We start from the raw sequence: 19,382 nt of genomic DNA on the forward strand, positions 1-19,382 counted from the left end.
CAACCCGTCCGTGGAGCTGCTTTGGTGGTAACTGAAATCGCTTCCCGCGACCGTCTGCAACCGTCCCTGTTGGACCGGCTGACGGACGACGATCCAACCAATCCCAAGGAAAGCGCCGACAAACGCGTGCTGTCCCTGACCCAATTGAAAGCCTCGGTGCTGCGTGACCTGGCGTGGCTGCTCAACACCACGTCGTTGCTCGATGCCGATGCCACACTGCACACTCCAGCCGGCACCTCGGTGGTCAATTACGGCCTGCCGGCGCTGGCGGGCAACAGTGTTTCCAGCGTGGATATCAAAGCGCTGGAAGCCCTGATCTACCAGGCCATCGCCACCTTTGAGCCGCGCATCCTGCGCCACACCCTGCGTGTCAAAGCCCGTGTCGGCCATGGCGAAATGAACCACAACGCCCTGAGTTTCGAGATCGAAGGCGACCTGTGGGCCCAGCCGGTGCCGTTGCGCCTGTTGCTGCAAACCGACCTCGACCTGGAATCCGGCCACGTACGCGTGGTCAATGCCGACCAGCGGAGGCGCCCATGAACCCGCGCCTGCTGGAGCTATACAACCAGGAACTGCACCACGTGCGCGAAAGCGCCGCGGAGTTCGCCAAGGAATACCCGAAGATCGCCAGTCGGCTGACCCTGTCCGGTATGGACTGCGCCGACCCGTACGTCGAACGCTTGCTCGAAGGCTTTGCCTACCTCACGGCCCGCGTGCAGCTCAAGCTCGACGCCGAGTACCCGACCTTCACCCACAACCTGTTGGAAATCGCCTACCCGCACTACCTGGCACCGACACCGTCGATGACGGTGGTGCAGTTGCAGACCGATCCGGACGAAGGCTCGCTGGCCAGCGGTTTCCCGCTGCCCCGCGACACCGTCCTGCGCGCCGCCCTGGGCCGCGAAACCCAGACCTGCTGCGAGTACCGCACCGCTCACCCGGTGACGCTGTGGCCGCTGCAGGTGAGCAACGCCGAGTACTTCGGCAACCCTGCCGCTGTATTGGGACGCTTAGCCGCCAGTGAGCCGAAAGCCAAGGCCGGTCTGCGCCTGACCCTGCGCACCGGCGCCGAGCTGCCGTTCAACAGCCTCGACCTGGATAATCTGCCGCTGTACCTCAGTGGCGCCGACGAGCAACCGTTCCGCCTCTACGAGCAACTGCTGGGCAACGCCTGCGCGGTGTTTGCGCGCAAGCCGGGTGGCGATTGGGTCGAGCGCCTGCCGCAGGACGCGTTGCGCTCCCGTGGTTTCGATGACGCCGACGCGGCCATGCCGGTGGTGGCGCGGGCCTTCCAGGGCTATCGCCTGCTGCAGGAATACTTCGCCCTGCCCCACCGCTTCCTGTTCGTCGAATTCGCCGAGCTGAGCCGTGCGGTCAAGCGTTGCGACGGCCAGGAGCTGGAACTGATCGTGCTGTTCGACCGCCACGAACCGAGCCTGGAAGGCAGCGTCGGCGCAGCGCAGTTCCTGCCGTTCTGCACCCCGGCGATCAACCTGTTCCCCAAGCGCGTGGACCGTATCCACTTGTCCGACCGGGTCAATGAACACCATGTGATCGCCGATCGCACACGGCCGATGGATTTCGAGATTCACTCCCTGAGCGGCATCACCGGCCACGGCACCGGGCCGGAGCAGCCGTTTTTGCCGTTCTACGCGGTGCGCGACCCGTCGCGCTATGGCCGCGACCAGGCGTACTACACCGTGCGTCGCGAGCCGCGCGTACTGTCCAGCGACCAGCGCCGCAACGGGCCGCGCTCCACCTATGTGGGCAGCGAAACCTTTGTCAGCCTGGTGGACAGCCGGCAGTCGCCGTACCGCCACGATCTGCGCCAGCTCGGCGTGACCGCGCTGTGCACCAACCGCGATCTGCCGTTGTTCATGAGCGTGGGCAACGGCAAGACCGACTTCACCCTGGCAGACAGCGCGCCGGTATTGTCGGTGCGCTGCGTGGCAGGCCCCAGCCGCCCGCGCCCCAGCCACGCCCATGACGCCAAGGCCTGGCGCCTGATCAGCCAGCTCTCGCTCAACTATTTGTCCCTGAGCGAACAGGGCCAGGGCGCCGGCGCCTTGCGCGAACTGCTGCGCCTGTACGGCGACAGCAACGACGCCGCGCTGCAATTGCAGATCGAAGGCCTGCGCGAGGTCAGCAGCAAAGCCGTGACCCGACGCCTGCCGATGCCCGGCCCGATCGTGTTTGGCCGGGGCCTGGAGATCACCCTGGAATTCGATGAAAACGCGTTTCGCGGTACCGGCGTGTTCCTGCTCGGTGCGGTATTGGAACGCTTCCTGGCACGCTACGTGTCGATCAACAGTTTTACCGAGACGGTGATCCGTACCACCGAACGCGGCGAGATCATGCGATGGAAAGCCAAGCCCGGACGTCGTCCGACCCTGTGAGTACCCTGGATGCGATGCACCAGGAGCCCTGGGAATACGATTTCTTCCAGGCGCTGCGCCGTATCGAGTGCGAATCGCCGGAGCTGCCGCGCCTGGGCCATTCCCTGCGCCTGGCGGATGACCCGCTGCGCCTGGGGCAACAGGCCGATTGCACCTTCGCCCCGGCCACGCTGGCCTCGGTCGACCCCGGCGGCGACGGCAAGCCGGCGCGCCTGGAGCAGTTCTTCTTCGGCCTTGGCGGCCCCAACGGCCCGCTGCCGCTGCACATCACCGAGTACGTGCGCGAGCGTCAGCGCAACAACGCCGACAGCACCAGCAAGCAGTTCCTGGATGTGTTCCACCATCGCCTGCTCAGCCTGTTTTACCGGGCCTGGGCCGAGGCGCGGCCGACCGTCAGCCACGACCGCCCGGACGATGACTACTGGTCGGCACGCCTCGCCGCGCTGAGCGGCCGGGGCATGCCGAGCCTGCTGAATCAGGGGCTGATCCCGGATGCCGCCAAGCTGCACTACAGCGGCCACCTGTCGGCGCAAACCCGCTACCCGGACGGCCTGAAAGCGATTCTCAGCGAGTATTTCGGCCTGCCGGTAGAGATCGAAGAGTACGTCGGCCAATGGCTGGAACTGCCCGAACGCAGCCGCGTGAGTGTGAGCGCCAACCGCCTGGGCGTGGACTTTTGCCTGGGCAGCTTCGTGTGGGACCGCCAGCACAAATTCCGTATCCGCCTGGGCCCGCTCACGCTGGATGACTACATGGGCATGCTGCCCGGCCACCAGCCATTCAACGAACTGGTGGCGTGGGTGGCCGAGTACCTGGGCCATGAACTGGACTGGGACCTGAACCTGGTTTTGCAACAACCCGAAGTCCCGGCGCTGCAACTCAACGGCCAGTTCCGCCTGGGCTTCAACACCTGGCTCGGTAAACCCGAGCATGACGCCAACGACCTAATCCTGGCCCGGCACTACGCCGACCACGCCACCACCTCAAGGAATCCAGAGCATGGGTGAAATCAGTCGCGCCGCACTGTTCGGCAAACTCAACAGCGTGGCCTACAAGGCCATCGAAGCCGCCACCGTGTTCTGCAAACTGCGGGGCAACCCGTATGTGGAACTGGCCCACTGGTTTCACCAGTTGCTGCAACTGCAGGACTCGGACCTGCACCGCATCATTCGCCAGTTCAACGTCGAGCCGGCACGCCTGGCCCGTGACCTTACCGAAGCGCTGGACCGCCTGCCGCGTGGCTCGACGTCGATCACCGACCTGTCGTCCCATGTGGAAGAAGCCGTCGAGCGCGGCTGGGTCTATGGCAGCCTGATGTTCGGCGAGAGCCAGGTGCGCACCGGTTACCTGGTGCTGGGCATCCTGAAAACGCCGAGTTTGCGTCACGCGCTGCTGGGTTTGTCTGCCGAATTCGACAAGATCAAGGCTGAAGCCTTGAGCGAACGCTTTGACGAATACGTTGGTGATTCGCCGGAGAATGCCTTGAGCGCCAGCGATGGTTTCAATGCCGGTGTTCCAGGCGAGGCCAGCGGTGCCATGGCGCCGAGTGCGATGGGCAAGCAGGAAGCGCTCAAGCGCTTCACTGTCGACCTGACCGAACAGGCGCGCAGCGGCAAGCTCGATCCGATTGTTGGCCGCGATGAAGAGATCCGCCAGCTGGTCGACATCCTTATGCGCCGCCGCCAGAACAACCCGATCCTCACCGGTGAAGCCGGGGTGGGCAAGACCGCCGTGGTCGAAGGCTTCGCCCTGCGCATCGTCGCCGGGGACGTGCCGCCCGCGCTGAAAGACGTAGAGCTGCGCAGCCTCGATGTGGGCCTGCTGCAAGCCGGCGCCAGTATGAAAGGCGAGTTCGAACAGCGCCTGCGCCAGGTTATCGAAGACGTCCAGGCCTCGCCGAAGCCGATCATCCTGTTTATCGACGAAGCGCACACGCTGGTGGGTGCCGGTGGCGCCGCCGGAACAGGTGATGCCGCCAACCTGCTCAAGCCGGCCCTGGCCCGTGGCACCTTGCGCACCGTGGCCGCCACCACCTGGGCCGAGTACAAGAAACACATCGAGAAAGACCCGGCCCTGACTCGCCGCTTCCAGGTCGTGCAAGTCGCCGAACCGTCGGAAGACAAGGCGCTGCTGATGATGCGCGGCGTGGCCTCGACCATGGAAAAACACCACCAGGTGCAGATCCTCGACGAAGCGCTGGAAGCTTCGGTGAAGCTGTCCCACCGCTACATCCCGGCGCGCCAGTTGCCGGACAAATCCGTGAGCCTGCTGGACACCGCCTGCGCCCGCGTCGCCATCAGCCTGCACGCGGTGCCGGCGGAAGTGGACGACAGCCGTCGTCGTATCGAGGCGCTGGAAACCGAGTTGCAGATCATCGCGCGCGAACATGCCATTGGCATTGCGATTGGCACGCGTCAAACCAGCACCGAGGCGCTGTTGAGCGCTGAGCGTGAGCGTCTGGCGACCTTGGAAAGCCGCTGGGCTGAAGAGAAAACCTTGGTGGACGAGTTGCTAGCCACCCGTGCAACGCTGCGTGAAAAGGCGGGCGTCGTGGACAGTGGCAACGATGAACTGCGCGCCCAACTGGTCGACCTGCAACAGCGCCTCACCGCCCTGCAAGGCGAAACCCCGCTGATCCTGCCCACCGTGGATTACCAGGCCGTGGCCTCGGTGGTCGCTGACTGGACCGGCATTCCGGTCGGCCGCATGGCGCGCAATGAGTTGGAGACGGTGCTCAACCTCGACCAGCACCTGAAAAAACGCATCATCGGCCAGGACCACGCCCTGCAGATGATCGCCAAGCGCATCCAGACCTCCCGCGCCGGCCTCGACAACCCGAGCAAGCCGATTGGCGTGTTCATGCTGGCGGGCACCTCGGGCGTGGGCAAGACCGAAACCGCCCTGGCCCTGGCCGAAGCCATGTACGGCGGCGAACAGAATGTCATCACCATCAACATGAGCGAATTCCAGGAAGCCCACACGGTGTCGACCCTCAAGGGTGCGCCTCCAGGCTATATCGGCTACGGCGAAGGCGGCGTGCTGACCGAAGCGGTGCGGCGCAAGCCCTACAGCGTGGTGCTGCTGGACGAGGTGGAAAAAGCCCACCCGGACGTGCATGAGATCTTCTTCCAGGTGTTCGACAAGGGCGTGATGGAGGACGGCGAAGGCCGGGTGATCGACTTCAAGAACACCCTGATCCTGCTGACCACCAACGCCGGCACCGAGCTGATTTCCCAGGTGTGCAAAGACCCGGCGAACATCCCGGAGCCGGAAGACATCGCCAAGGCCCTGCGCCAGCCGCTGCTAGAGATCTTCCCGCCGGCTCTGCTCGGCCGCCTGGTGACCATTCCGTACTACCCGCTCAGCGACGAGATGCTCAAGGCCATCACCCGCCTGCAACTGAACCGCATCAAGAAGCGCGTAGAGACCACCCACAAAGTGGCTTTCGATTACGACGACGCGGTGGTCGATTTGATCGTCTCGCGCTGCACCGAAACCGAAAGCGGCGGGCGCATGATCGACACCATCCTGACCAACAGCCTGCTGCCGGACATGAGCCGTGAATTCCTCACGCGCATGCTGGAGGGCAAGGCGTTGGCGGGTGTGCGCATCAGCAGCCGGGATAACGAGCTGCATTACGACTTCAGCGATTGACCTGTCGAAATGTGATTAAAATTGTGGGAGGGGGCTTGCCCCCGATGGCGTCGGGTCAGCCAGAAATTTCTAACCTGATACACCGCTATCGGGGGCAAGCCCCCTCCCACACTTGATTCGGTTTCTTCAGTTATCAAGTCATTTACGGGTTAACCGATGCTATTCAACCAAGCCTCACGCCTGGCCAAAATCACCAGCCCCCTCGGGCCGGATGTACTGCTGCTCAATGAAATGGGCGGCGGCGAAGAGCTGGGGCGGCTGTTCAACTACGAGCTGCAACTGACGTCCCTGGATGCCAACATCGACCTCAACCAATTGCTCGGCAAACCCATGAGCGTGGGCCTGCAGTTGGCGGACGGCGGTGAACGGCACTTCCACGGCATCGTCGCACGGTGCAGCCAGAACATCGACCAGGGCCAGTTCGCCAGTTACCAGGTGACGCTGCGCCCGTGGCTGTGGTTGCTCAGCCGTACCTCCGATTGCCGGATTTTCCAGAACCTGAGCATCCCGCAGATCATCAAGCAGGTGTTCCGTGACCTGGGTTTTTCCGACTTCGAAGACGCCCTGAGCCGGCCATACCGCGAGTGGGAATACTGCGTGCAGTACCGCGAGACCAGCTTCGATTTCGTCAGCCGCTTGATGGAGCAGGAAGGTATTTACTACTTCTTCCGCCATGAGCAGGACCGTCATGTGCTGGTGCTGGCCGACGCCTACGGCGCCCACACCACGGTGCCGGGCTACGCGTCGGTCCCGTATTACCCCAAAGACGAGCAGCAGCGCGAACGCGACCACATGCACAACTGGCACCTGGCGCAGGAGGTGCAACCCGGTTCGCTGGAGCTCAACGACTACGACTTCCAGCGCCCCAGCGCCAGCATTGATGTGCGCTCGGCCATGCCACGCCCGCACACCGCAGGCGACTACCCGCTGTACGACTACCCTGGCACCTACGTGCAAAGCGAGGACGGCGAACACTACGCACGCACCCGTATCGAAGCCCTGCAGACCCTGCATGAGCAGATCGAATTCAGCGGCAATGCGCGGGGGTTGGGTTCGGGGCATTTGTTCAGCCTCACCGGCTTCAGCCGCCAGGACCAGAACCGCGAATACCTGATCATCGGCTGCCGCTACTACATCGTCCAGGAAAGCCTGGAAAGCGGCGGCGGTTCGGGCTCGGCACAGTTCGAAAGCAGCCTCACCTGCATTGACGCCCAACAGAGCTTCCGCCCGCTGGCCATCACCCACCGCCCTATCGTCAAAGGCCCGCAGACCGCGCTGGTGGTCGGCCCCAAGGGCGAGGAAATCTGGACCGACCAGTACGGCCGCGTCAAGGTGCACTTCTACTGGGACCGTCACGACCAATCCAACGAGAACAGCTCGTGCTGGATTCGCGTGTCGCAATCCTGGGCCGGCAAGAACTGGGGCTCGATGCAGATCCCACGGATCGGCCAGGAAGTGATTGTGAGCTTTCTGGAAGGTGATCCCGACCGACCGATCATCACCGGGCGGGTGTACAACGCCGAGCAGACCGTGCCTTACGACCTGCCGGAAAACGCCACCCAGAGCGGCATGAAAAGCCGTTCGAGCAAGGGCGGCACGCCGGCCAACTTCAATGAAATCCGCATGGAGGACAAGAAGGGGTTGGAGCAGCTGTATATCCATGCCGAGCGCAACCAGGACATCGTGGTCGAGGTGGATGAGAGCCATTCGGTGGGGCATGACCGCAACAAGAGCATCGGGCACAACGAGACGGTGACCATCGGCAACAACCGCCTGCGCATCGTCAAGCAGGAAGACATCCTCTCGGTGGGCCAGCGCAAGACCGACAGCATCAGCCAGAGCTACGTCATCGAAGTAGGCGAAAACCTGCGCCTGGTCTGCGGTGAAAGCATCCTGGAGTTGAACGCCAGCGGGCAGATCAACCTCACCGGCGTGCAGATCAGCTTCTATGCCAGCGGCGACGCCGAGTTCAACACCGGTGGCGTGCTGCACCTGAACAACGGTGGCGGCCCCGGCGCCACACCCGATGGCCAAGGCCAGAAAGCCGCCATCGACGCCAATATCAAAGCCGCGTTCCCCGCGCCTAAAAGCTCCTGACGAGACCTGTTCTCATGACGTATCGAATCAACGAATTCCAGTTTCAACTGCCCGCCAGCGAGTTGCAGGACGCGACGATCAATATCCTCAAGTTCCCTGAATTGGGCACCTCCCTGATCATCAGCCGCAGCCTGCTCGCCGAGGGTGAAACCCTGCACAGCAACTTCAATGACCAGCTCCAGCGCCTGGAAAAACAGGTGCAGGATTTACGCTATCAACCCGGTGTCGACGTGCGTTTGGGCGCGGCCCAGGAGGTCGAAGGCATCGAGCTGCGCAGCCAGTTCAACAAGGGCAACGACAAGGTGTTCCAGTACCAGTTGGCGCTGGTGTTGCCGGGTACGCGCAAGATGCTCGCCTTGAGTTATGTGAAGGCGGACAAGCTCGGGGATGCCGAGGCGGCGCATTGGTCGACGATCAAGGGCTCGCTCGTGTTCGACGTCCCCCAGTGAAGCGGCCTTTGCATGTCTGACGCACTGCTCTGGGCTGCGCGCCTGGGCGATGGGCTGTCCCACACCTCTGTCATGGCCGACATCCTCGGCGGCGTACTGGAGGTGGCGGCCAATGTGGCGATTACTGCATTGGCGACCGCTGCGGTGGTGGCGGCTACCGGCATTACCGTCGCGACCGGTGGACTGGGGGCCTGCGTGCTGGGCGCGGTCGTCGGCGTCATCGTCGGCATCGCCATGAGCAAGACCGGGGCCGACAAGGGGTTGAGCGCCATGTGCGAAGGAATCGGCAACGCGCTGTTCCCTCCCTCGGTCATGGCCACGATCCTCAGCGGGTCCACCGACACACTGATCAACGCCTTGCCCGCTGCGCGCGCGGCCGGCGTCGTGCCCTCCCACGTCGCACCTGCGGGCACCGAATCCGAGCCGCCGCCAGCACCGGAACACAGCGAAGAGCCCGGCTACCTGGACATGGCCAAAGCGTTCTTTGCGCAAATGTGGCGCCCCACCGTCGCCACGCCAGCGCCAGGTGCAGTGCCTAAACCGCTGGACGTGGTGACCTGCACAAAGCACCCGCCGATGCCGCCGCAGTTTCTGGCCGAAGGCTCGGAAAAGGTCACGGTCAACGGCCAACCGGCGGTACGCAGCGGTGACCGCAGCACCTGCGATGCCACCGTGGTGTCGTCGGGGCTGATTTCGCCCAATGTGACTATCGGCGGCGGCTCAGTCGTGGTGCGCGAGATCCGTAGCGGCAAGACGCCGGGGGTTGGCCTGGCCGTCACTGCGCTGATGATGCTCAAGGGGGGTAAAGGCAAGTTCCTCAGCAACCTTCCCTGCATGCTGCTGGCAGGTGTCAATTCGTTTGTGGTCAGTCAGGCCATGGGCGCACTGGCCAACGCCGCCATGGGCTCTTCCAACCCGGTGCACGCGAGCACGGGGGCCAAGGTGCTGGGCGGCCCCGAGGAGCTGGATTTCGCCTTGCCCGGGATCATGCCCATCGACTGGCAGCGTTTCTACAACAGCCGAGATGAACGCCGCGATGGCTTGTTTGGTGCCGGCTGGAGTGTGCCCTATGAAGTCAGCGTGCAGCTGCTGCCTCACCTTGAAGGGGGCGACTACGCGCTGTACATCGACGAGCAGGGTCGACGTATCGACATGGGTTCGATCCCTTTGGGCGGTGCCGTGTTCAGCGCTGGCGAAGGCCTCAGCGTCAAGCGTCACTTGAACGGCCAGTGGCTGATCGAAAGCGCAGACGGCTTGTACCGGCTATTCGAGCCGGCGCCACAGGACGCATCGTTGCTACGCCTGAGCCAACTGGGAGATCGCAACGACAACCGAATCCACCTCGACTATGACGACGATGGTCGCCTGCTGGGCCTGCGTGACACCTTTGACCTGGTCAGGGTCGAGCTGACCTACGACAGCACTTGGCCCCAGCGCGTCAGCCGGATCGAACGGCTGTATCCCGACCACCACCGTGAAGTACTGATGCATTACGCCTACGACGTCCGTGGCGACCTGGCCGCTGTACGCCAATCCGACGGGCACGTGAAGCGCCGCTTTGCCTATGATGCCGGGCAGCGCATGGTCGAGCATCAATTGCCCAGCGGCCTGCGTTGCTTCTATCAGTGGGCCAGGGTTGATGACCGTGAATGGCGTGTTGTCCGGCATTGGACGGAGGCCGGGGACACCTACACATTCGACTATGCGCTGGACACCGGCATCACCCGTGTCACGGACGGGCTGGCGCGTGTCAGCATTCGACACTGGGATGAGCGACACCAGATCATCGCGTCCACCGATGCACTGGGGCGAACCTGGGCCTTCCGGTGGAATGATGAAAGCCAACTGCTGGGCGCAACCGACCCTCTCGGTGGGCATTATCAGTTCAGCTACGACGATGCCGGCAACCTGACTGAGACCCTCGACCCCCTGGGGCGCAGTGAATCGACCTTGTGGCTGGAGCACTGGGCGCTGCCACTGGCGGAGACCGATGCCGCTGGCAATACCTGGCAGTACCATTACGACTCGCGGGGCAACTGCATTCGCGAAACCGACCCGCTGGGCAACCGCACGGTCTATCACTATGACGGACACGGCCAAGTCAGGGAGATCATCGACGCCAGCGGCAAGCGCAAGACCTTGCGCTGGTCCCCACTGGGTCAATTGACCGAGCACACCGACTGTACGGGCCTGACCACCCGTTTGAGCTACTGCAAGCGAGGCTTGCTGCTGGCCAGTACCGACGCGCTCGGGGAACGCACCACCTTCAAGTATGACGACCAGGGCCGCCTGATCAGCAAGCAGTTGCCCGATGGGCGCAACGAGCATTATCAGCGTGACGCCAGCGGCCAGTTGATCGGCTACAGCGACCCTGCCGGCCACACCACGCGCTTTGAGCATGCGTCGAACGGCCAGTTGCGCCAACGCATCGACGCCCATGGCCGCCGTGTGGAGTTGAGCCACGACGCCTATGGCCGCCTGCACAGCCTGACCAACGAAAATGGCGAGCGCTACCGATTCGACTGGGACGACGGTGATCGCCTGACCCTCGAACAGCGCCTGGACGGCTGCCGGAAACGGTACACGTACGACCCGCTGGACAATGTCACACAGGTAGAAACCCTCGCATCGTCCGACACCGAGCCCGCCATCATTCATGATCTGGAGCGGGACGCAGCTGGCCGGCTGATCGCCAAGCGCACCGTGGATGGCTGCACGACGTACCGCTACGATCAGCTCGACCAAGTCACAGCCATCACCTTTACAGGCCACGACGGCGAGCAGCAAACCCTGGGCTTCGGTTATGACGCCCTCGGCCAGCTGACCCTTGAACAAAGCGCCGCCGGTTGCCTGGAGCATCTCTACGACGAATTGGGCAACCTGGCCCAGACCCGCCTTCCCGACGGCCGCTGGCTCAACCGCCTGCGCTACGGTAGCGGGCACTTGCATCAGGTCAACCTGGATGGGCAGGTCATCAGTGACTTCGAGCGCGACCGTCTGCATCGCGAAGTGCTGCGCACCCAGGGCCGCATCAGCACGCGTTGCGAATATGACCGCAGTGGACGTCTGCGCGCCCGCCAGCGCCGCCAACCGGACCATTCACTGTTACATCCACCGGCGCAGACACGCCTGGGCTATGACGACAGCGACCAACTGGTCGAACGCTACGACAGCCAGCCCGGCGCGGCACACCGCCAATTACTGCATTACGACGCCACCGGCCGCATTCTGGCTAGCCAGGACAACCTCCTGGGCCAGCGGGAAGCCTTCCGCTACGACCCGGCGGCCAACCTGCTGGATGGCTCAGGACAGGTCGCCCACAACCGATTGCTGACCTACCAGGACAAACATTACCGCTATGACGGTTTTGGCCGGATGGTTGAAAAGCGCAGCCTTCGGCGCGGCACCCAGCGCTTCAGCTACGACGCGGAGCAACGGCTGGCACAGGTGCATAACGATGACGGCTCCCGGGTCGTCATGACCTATGACCCGCTGGGCCGGCGCACCGCCAAGACCACCTACGACCGCAACGGTGTGCAGCGCAGCCAGACACGTTTCACTTGGGACGCGTTGCAACTCGTGCAGGAGCACTGCAATCAGCAGAGCAGTCTCTATATCTATGCCGACGAGGGCTACGAACCACTGGCCCGTGTCGATGGCACGGGTCACCTGCAAAAAATCCGCTACTACCACAACGACCTCAACGGATTGCCCGAACGCCTCACCGAGAGCGACGGCCATACGGTGTGGCAAGCGCGCTATGAAGTCTGGGGCAATACCGTCGAGGAAAACCGAGAACCCTACTTCATCGAAGAACAGAACCTGCGTTTCCAGGGCCAGTATCTGGACCGGGAAACGGGGCTGCACTACAACACTCTGCGCTTTTATGACCCGGATATCGGGCGCTTCACCACACCCGACCCCATCGGTCTGGCCGGCGGCCTGAATCTCTACCAATACGCGCCCAACCCGCTGAGCTGGATTGACCCGTTGGGCCTGATGAAATGCTCCAGCCCACCCAAGGGGCGCAAGGTCAGTCGCACCGTGTATCGGTTCGAGGAACCGGGGCGCATCGGGACCACTTGGCAGGCACACAAGTGGAATGTGGAGTCCACCCACCGCTACACCACCAAAGGCGTCGGCGGGGTGTATGGCGCGAACTCACGGAAAACCGCGCTGGGCGAGGTCACGCACTGGAAGGTCGACCTGTCCAAACGGGTGTTGGTCAGCAAGAAAGTGCAGCTCAATAATGTCCTGGATCTGACCCGCGCCGATGTGCGCAAACAGCTAGGGGTCAGCCTTAAAAGCATCACCGGCTCGAAGTACACCGAGACCCATCAGATCGGCAATTGGGCCAAGGCCAACGGCTATGATGGAATCCTGGCACCATCGGCACGCAACCCGACCGGCAGCAACTTGATCTCCTTTGCAGGTTTTTGAACATGGAACGACTGGAAAACGAATACCCGGGTGACGCGGACTGGCAGAGCACAGTGGCCTTGTATGAAGAAGACTACCTTGACGACGATGCGCGTGAAATGGCCAAGGCCTTGGGCGGCCATCTCGACCTGGCAGTGATACTGCGTGGAAAACGAGGCCTTGAAGAGGGGTTGTGGTGGATCGGGCAAAAGGTTCCGGCACTCGACAACCTCACCCCGCTGGAGTGCCTGGAAAGTCCCACGCTGATAAAACGCTTGAAGACAGCACTGATGCGCATGCCATAACACTCAAGGACACGGCGACTATGGACAGTTGTGCGTTCAATTCAATCAGACACAGGAGTGCAGTCCTTGTCTGATGCACTCTGGGCCGCCCGGATGGGCGATGCGCTCTCCCACACGTCGATGATGGCGGACATCCTCGGCGGTGTACTGGAGGTGGCGGCCAATATCGCGATCACGGCGGTGGCGACGGCGGCTGTCGTCGCCGCCACCGGGATTACCGTCGCCACCGGTGGGCTTGGCTGTTTCCTGCTGGGAGCGGTGGTGGGCACGATTGTCGGCCTGGCCATGAGCAAGACCGGGGCCGACAAAGGCCTGACGAATTTATGCGATACGTTCGCCAACGCGCTGTTTCCACCCACGGTGCAGGCCAATATTCTTACCGGTTCCACCGATACCCTGACCAACAACATCCCCGCTGCACGCGCCGCAGGGGCGATCAGCTCCCATGTCGCACCGGCCGGTACCGAGCTGGAAGCGCCCGAGCCGGAGCCCGAAGCCAGCTACCTGGACATGGCCGAAAGTTTCTTCTCTCAGATGTGGCGCCCTACCGTCGCCACCCCCGCGCCTGGGGCCGAGCCCAAGCCGCTGGACCTGGTCACCTGCATGAAGCACCCGCCGATGCCGCCGCAGTTTCTGGCCGAGGGATCGGACAAAGTCACCATCAACGGCCAACCGGCGGTGCGCAGTGGTGATCGCAGTACCTGTGATGCGACAGTGGTGTCGTCGGGGTTGATTTCTTCCAACGTAACCATTGGCGGCGGCTCGGTGGTGGTGCGTGAGATCCGCAGCGGCAAGACCCCGGGCGTGGGGCTGGCGGTCACGGCGTTGTTGATGCTCAAGGGCGGCAAGGGCAAGTTCTTCAGCAAACTGCCGTGCATGTTGATCGGCGGCGCTACGTCGATGGCGGTCAGCAGCGCGATGGGGGCCGTGGCGAACGCAGCGATGGGCTCTTCGAATCCGGTGCATGCGGCCACCGGCGCGAAGGTGCTGGGCGGCGATGATGAGCTGGATTTCGTCCTGCCCGGCATCCTGCCGATTGATTGGCAACGTTTCTACAACAGCCGCGACGCACGCACGGGCAGTCTTTTCGGCGCAGGCTGGAGCGTGCCGTATGAAGTGTGCGTCGACATCCGGCCTCACCCCGATGGCGGCGAAACGCTGGTCTACACCGATGAACAAGGCCGCCCCATCGACATGGGCTCGATTCCCTTGGGCGGCGCCGTGTTCAGCGCGGGTGAAGGGCTGGCCGTGCGGCGACATCTCAATGGGCAGTTGCTGATCGAAAGCGATGACGGGTTGTATCGCTTGTTTGAACCCTCTGCCAACCCGTCGTTGCTGCGCCTTAGCCAGCTCGGCGACCGCAATGACAACCGCATCCATGTCGACTACGACGCCGCCGGGCAACTGGTGCGCCTGCGCGATACCTTCGATCTGGTGCAGGTTGAGTTGATCCGTGATCAGGGCCAGTTGGCGCGCATCGAACGCCTGTACCCCGATCAGCGCCGCGAAGTGCTCGTCAGCTATGGCTTCGATGCGCAGGGCAACCTGGCTGAAGTGCGCGATACCACTGGCCAGGTCCAGCGGCGTTTCGCCTACGACAGTGGCCAGCGGATGGTGGAGCATCAACTGCCAACCGGATTGCGCTGCTTCTATGAGTGGGCCTTGGTTGAAGACCTGGAATGGCGCGTGGTGCGGCACTGGACCGACGAAGGCGACGCCTACCAGTTCGACTATGACTTGCAGGCCGGTATCACGCGAATTACCGATGGCCTGCAACGCGTCAGTACCCGGCATTGGAACACTCAACACCAGATCATTCGATACAGCGACAATCTCGGCCACACCTGGCTGTTCGAATGGAACGACGAGCGCCAGTTGCTCAGTGCCACTGATCCGCTGGGCGGGCGCTTTGAATACAGCTACGACGAGGCCGGCAACCTGATCGGCGAAACCGACCCGCTAGGGCGCAGCGATTCGACCTTGTGGCTTGAGCACTGGGCCCTGCCACTGGTGGAGACCGACGCCGCCGACAATAGCTGGGCGTATCGCTACGATCGGCGCGGCAACTGCATCGCCGAAACCGATCCACTGGGCTACGTCACCCGCTACCGCTATGACGACCACGGTCAGGTCGTGGAAATCATCGATGCCACCGGCAAAAGCAAAAAGCTGCGCTGGAATCCGTTCGGGCAACTGGTCGAGCATATCGACTGCTCGGGTTACCCAACGCGTTTCAGCTATGACGAGCGCGGCTATCTGCAGGTCATCACCGATGCTCTCGGCGAACGCACTCAATTCAGCTATGACGCCCAGGGGCGCTTGCTCACCACCCAATTGCCAGACGGTCGTATCGAGCAGTACCAGCGCGATACGAGCGGGCAACTGGTGGGTTACACCGACCCGGCCGGACATACCACGTTGTACCAGCACAACCGTCGCGGGCAGGTACGCCAGCGCATCGATGCCCATGGCCGGCAAGTGCAGTTCGGCTATGACAGCTATGGGCGGTTGCAGGCACTGATCAATGAGAACGGCGAGCGATATCGTTTCGCGTGGGACGCTGGCGATCGGCTGGTTGAGCAGCAAGACCTCGATGGCAGCGCCAAGCGCTACGATTACGACGCGTTGGATAATGTCACGACGCTGACGGCCGTTCCAGCGCCTTACGGCAATGGGCTGGCGTTGGTGCCCGACATACCACCCGCGCCTATCGTGCATCGACTCGAACGTGATGCGGTCGGCCGGTTGGTGGCCAAAACCACGGACGATGGCCGCACCGAGTACCGCTACGACGAGCTCGACCAACTCACTGCTGTCACCTTCACCGACCTGCAAGGCAACGCCCAGGCCCTGGGCTTCGCCTACGACGCCCTCGGCCAGTTGGTGACCGAACAAAGCTCGGCAGGCGGCCTGCACCACCACTACGACGAGCTCGGCAACCTGATCCAGACCCAACTGCCGGACGGCCGCTGGCTCAATCGCCTGTACTACGGCAGCGGCCACCTGCACCAGATCAACCTCGACGGCCAGGTCATCAGCGACTTCGAACGCGACCGCCTGCACCGCGAAGTGCTGCGCACCCAGGGCCAGCTCAGCACCCGCAGCGAATACGACCGCAGCGGCCGCCTGCGTTCGCGCCAACGCCGTCACGCCAGTCAGTCAACCTTGCTGCCCGCGGCTGCGCAAAAACAGTTCGAATACGACCCCGCCGACAACCTGATCGGCAAACTCGACCAGCAGCCCGCCACGCAACACCGCCAACTGCTGCACTACGACGCCACCGGCCGCATCATCGCCAGCCAGGACAGCCTGCACGGCCAGCGCGAAACCTTCGCCTACGACGCCGCCGCCAACCTGCTGGACGGCCCGCAGGCTGGCGCGGGGTGGGTGGTGCATAACAAGCTGCTGACCTATCAGGACAAGCGTTATCGCTATGACGCGTTTGGCCGCACGATTGAAAAACGCAGCGCCAAACGGGGCGTGCAGCGGTTTGCCTACGATGCTGAAAGCCGTTTGGTTGAAGTGCGTAACGATGACGGCAGCGTCGTGCGAATGACCTACGACCCGCTGGGCCGACGCGTCGAAAAAACCGAGCATGGCCGTGACGGGTATCCGCTGGGAGAAACGCAGTTTGTGTGGGATGGACTGCGGTTGTTGCAGGAGCATAAACATAGCCAGACCAGCCTTTATGTTTACGACGATGACGGCTATGAACCGCTGGCCCGCGTCGACGGCCTTGGCCCGTTGCAGAAGATTCGCTACTACCACAACGATCTGAATGGCTTGCCGGAACAACTGACCGAGGCCGATGGGCACAACGTCTGGCAGGCGACTTATCGGGTGTGGGGCAACACACTGGAAGAGGTGCGCGAGCCTTATTACATCGAGGAGCAGAACCTGCGGTTCCAGGGGCAGTACCTGGATCGGGAGACGGGGCTGCATTTCAATACGTTCAGGTTTTATGATCCGGATGTGGGGCGGTTTACGACGCCGGATCCGATTGGGTTGGCGGGGGGCATCAATCTTTATTTGTATGCCGCCAATCCATATGGATGGGTTGACCCACTGGGCTGGAGCTGTACGTCATCCATAAACCGACGCATTGGACGCCTGAAAAAACAGGGATACCAGGACCACCACATACTGAGCGACAAGCATGCCAGTACTAAAAATCACCCTCTGCTTAAATTGGCAGGATTCGATTTGCAAAGTCGGCAAAATAAAATATTCCTGCCCAACAAGACTCGGGCGATGACTGACGGACGTCGGTCTATTCACCAAGGACGCCATGCAGCTAGGGTCAATCAAAACCTTGGGAGCAAAATGGATCGAGTACAAAAGGTTGGCAAACGTGAAAACTGGGATCAGGCCCAATACCGCAAAGCCCTAGATAAAATCGTGTCCGATGAGCGAAGATTACTCCGCTCTGGCGAGAGACAATTGAATAAAAATGCGCGCCCAGGCGCACATTATAATTAGGATATCTAGAAATGATCTTAAGCTGGAAAGCGCCTATCTATCACAGCGAAACACTGCTGGGCTCATACGATGCCGAGATCGGTTCGTATGAGACTGCGGGATCGAACTTTGATTATTTATCGCTACTGTCAGGCGAGCCTTATCCTGCCGACATGGATAGACCAAAAATATTTTTCCCATGCCAAAAGAAAAAGCTATTGGCGTATGACTGCTTATGGTTGTTGGGTGACATACCGTTGGTGAGCGAGAGGTTGGCAGATTTCCTCATGCAGAAAGCCAACCATCATATTCAGCTCTTGAAACCCGCTAGTATTGCTGCAAACGGAGAGGCCGTGGATGACGGCTATTACATCGTCAATGCTGCCCAAGCGATTAGCGCTGTTGATCACAGCAAGTCGGTACCGGAGCTCTCTGACAGTGGCTCAATACTGTACTTCAATGAAATTTGGCTTCATGATACCGCCGCAGGAATGGATGGGATTGCCCGTGAGCGTGATTCTGGCGACCTTTTGATTTCCCAAGATTTGGCTGATGCCATGATAGAAAATCGGTTCAAAGGTGACAAAGGGCTAGGCTTCTACATCGCTAATCAATCATTTACCCCCTATAAAAATCAGGCATAAAGTTAACAATAAAGGGGACGGATCTATTTAATCCGGATAGGGACTACAAATAAATCTGACCCCTTAGGTCTTGTACCTAAAAGAGGCTGCTGTATGAAAACCCTCAAGGCACCCAAACCGGGTGATCTTTTCTACATCCCAGCCCTCAACGCTTCAGATGAGCCTGGCTTTGTGATTGCACGCTATATCGAGCTGATTCCTCCTGCGCTGGGACATTTGATTGAGGTTTTTGAGAAATTATATACACAAATCCCTACCTCGATCAGCGAGGTGGACACCTCAAAACGTTTGTTTCGACCGATTTTCTGCAGCATGCGTTTTTCAGATATCCCTCGCTGGAAGATTCTTTTCAGTGACCCGGACTACACGAAATCGACCTCTGATTATGACAGAATTCAATTCGCGTTTGAGTCAGAATTCTGGACTGGAGGCGTAAGCACGCCCGCATCTGAGGAACAGTTGGTAAATATTGAACCCTCAATTTGCTGGCGTATGCATCACATTATTTTCAGAGTAATTGCTCATCTGCGTGGGGCGCTAACGGAGGATGAGGCCATGGACTATGAGCACTTACCCGACGACTTACGCATTGATAGCGTTACCGCTTCAGAGCGCGTAAACAAGGCAGTCCTGCATACGCAAGAATTGTTTGACTCCAAATAAAAATAGATTGCCTACTCAACGATAAAGGCGATGGTGATAAAGCGATAAGGGGACGGATCTATTTAATCCAGATAGGAACCATGAATAAATCTGCCCCCTTTATCGGTTGTCGGAACGAAAGGATCGTTCAAAGTTGATACTAAAGGAAAGCTGGAGGTACCGTTAGGTGAAAAAGGCGCACAGCACAACGCAACCTTCAATCTTCTGATCTACAAGTGAATAACATGAGCCTAGAAATTCGTAAAAACATGGAAGTTGAACTATTGGAAGCGTTGTAGCAAATAACGCTTCCCAACG

At 61.2% G+C, this 19,382-nt stretch carries 11 protein-coding genes; all 11 read left to right on the forward strand.

Annotation, left to right across the window (positions count from 1 at the left end):
• Positions 1-24 precede the first annotated feature (24 nt).
• The 11 genes from tssE (at position 25) to K5K89_RS00370 (ending at position 19,085) form a co-directional block, all read left to right on the forward strand.
• On the forward strand, positions 25-540 hold the full coding sequence (gene tssE, locus K5K89_RS00320; RefSeq protein ID WP_005792513.1) for a type VI secretion system baseplate subunit TssE: 516 nt from the start codon (positions 25-27) through the stop codon (positions 538-540).
• Positions 537-2,396 carry a type VI secretion system baseplate subunit TssF gene (tssF, locus tag K5K89_RS00325; protein ID WP_071488097.1) on the forward strand — a complete coding sequence of 620 codons (1,860 nt, stop codon included), beginning with the start codon at positions 537-539 and terminating at the stop codon, positions 2,394-2,396. The genes tssE and tssF overlap by 4 nt, the downstream gene beginning before the upstream one ends.
• On the forward strand, positions 2,360-3,403 hold the full coding sequence (gene tssG, locus K5K89_RS00330) for a type VI secretion system baseplate subunit TssG (protein WP_071488098.1): 1,044 nt from the start codon (positions 2,360-2,362) through the stop codon (positions 3,401-3,403). The genes tssF and tssG overlap by 37 nt, the downstream gene beginning before the upstream one ends.
• Positions 3,396-6,050: a type VI secretion system ATPase TssH gene (tssH, locus tag K5K89_RS00335; protein ID WP_071488099.1), complete on the forward strand. Its 2,655-nt coding sequence runs from the start codon at positions 3,396-3,398 to the stop codon at positions 6,048-6,050. The genes tssG and tssH overlap by 8 nt, the downstream gene beginning before the upstream one ends.
• Positions 6,051-6,206: 156 nt before the next feature.
• The gene (locus K5K89_RS00340; protein WP_222540659.1) at positions 6,207-8,147 is read left to right on the forward strand and encodes a type VI secretion system Vgr family protein; all 1,941 of its coding nucleotides are present in this window, start codon (positions 6,207-6,209) and stop codon (positions 8,145-8,147) included.
• 14 nt (positions 8,148-8,161) lie between these two features.
• Positions 8,162-8,596 (forward strand): DcrB-related protein, encoded by a 435-nt coding sequence (locus K5K89_RS00345; RefSeq protein ID WP_222540660.1) that lies wholly within the window; start codon positions 8,162-8,164, stop codon positions 8,594-8,596.
• Between the two features lie 12 nt (positions 8,597-8,608).
• Positions 8,609-13,036 carry an RHS repeat-associated core domain-containing protein gene (locus K5K89_RS00350; RefSeq protein ID WP_222540661.1) on the forward strand — a complete coding sequence of 1,476 codons (4,428 nt, stop codon included), beginning with the start codon at positions 8,609-8,611 and terminating at the stop codon, positions 13,034-13,036.
• Between the two features lie 2 nt (positions 13,037-13,038).
• Positions 13,039-13,320: a hypothetical protein gene (locus tag K5K89_RS00355; RefSeq protein ID WP_071488103.1), complete on the forward strand. Its 282-nt coding sequence runs from the start codon at positions 13,039-13,041 to the stop codon at positions 13,318-13,320.
• 66 nt (positions 13,321-13,386) lie between these two features.
• Positions 13,387-17,799 (forward strand): RHS repeat-associated core domain-containing protein, encoded by a 4,413-nt coding sequence (locus K5K89_RS00360; protein ID WP_222540662.1) that lies wholly within the window; start codon positions 13,387-13,389, stop codon positions 17,797-17,799.
• Between the two features lie 11 nt (positions 17,800-17,810).
• A complete protein-coding gene (locus tag K5K89_RS00365; protein ID WP_222540663.1) occupies positions 17,811-18,422 on the forward strand; it encodes a hypothetical protein in 612 nt (203 codons plus the stop codon).
• 93 nt (positions 18,423-18,515) lie between these two features.
• Positions 18,516-19,085, forward strand: a complete 570-nt coding sequence (locus K5K89_RS00370) for an Imm26 family immunity protein (protein WP_071489531.1) — start codon at positions 18,516-18,518, stop codon at positions 19,083-19,085.
• The last annotated feature ends 297 nt before the right edge of the window (positions 19,086-19,382 follow it).

The organism is Pseudomonas sp. DR208 (genome assembly GCF_019823005.1).
Lineage (GTDB): Bacteria > Pseudomonadota > Gammaproteobacteria > Pseudomonadales > Pseudomonadaceae > Aquipseudomonas > Aquipseudomonas extremorientalis.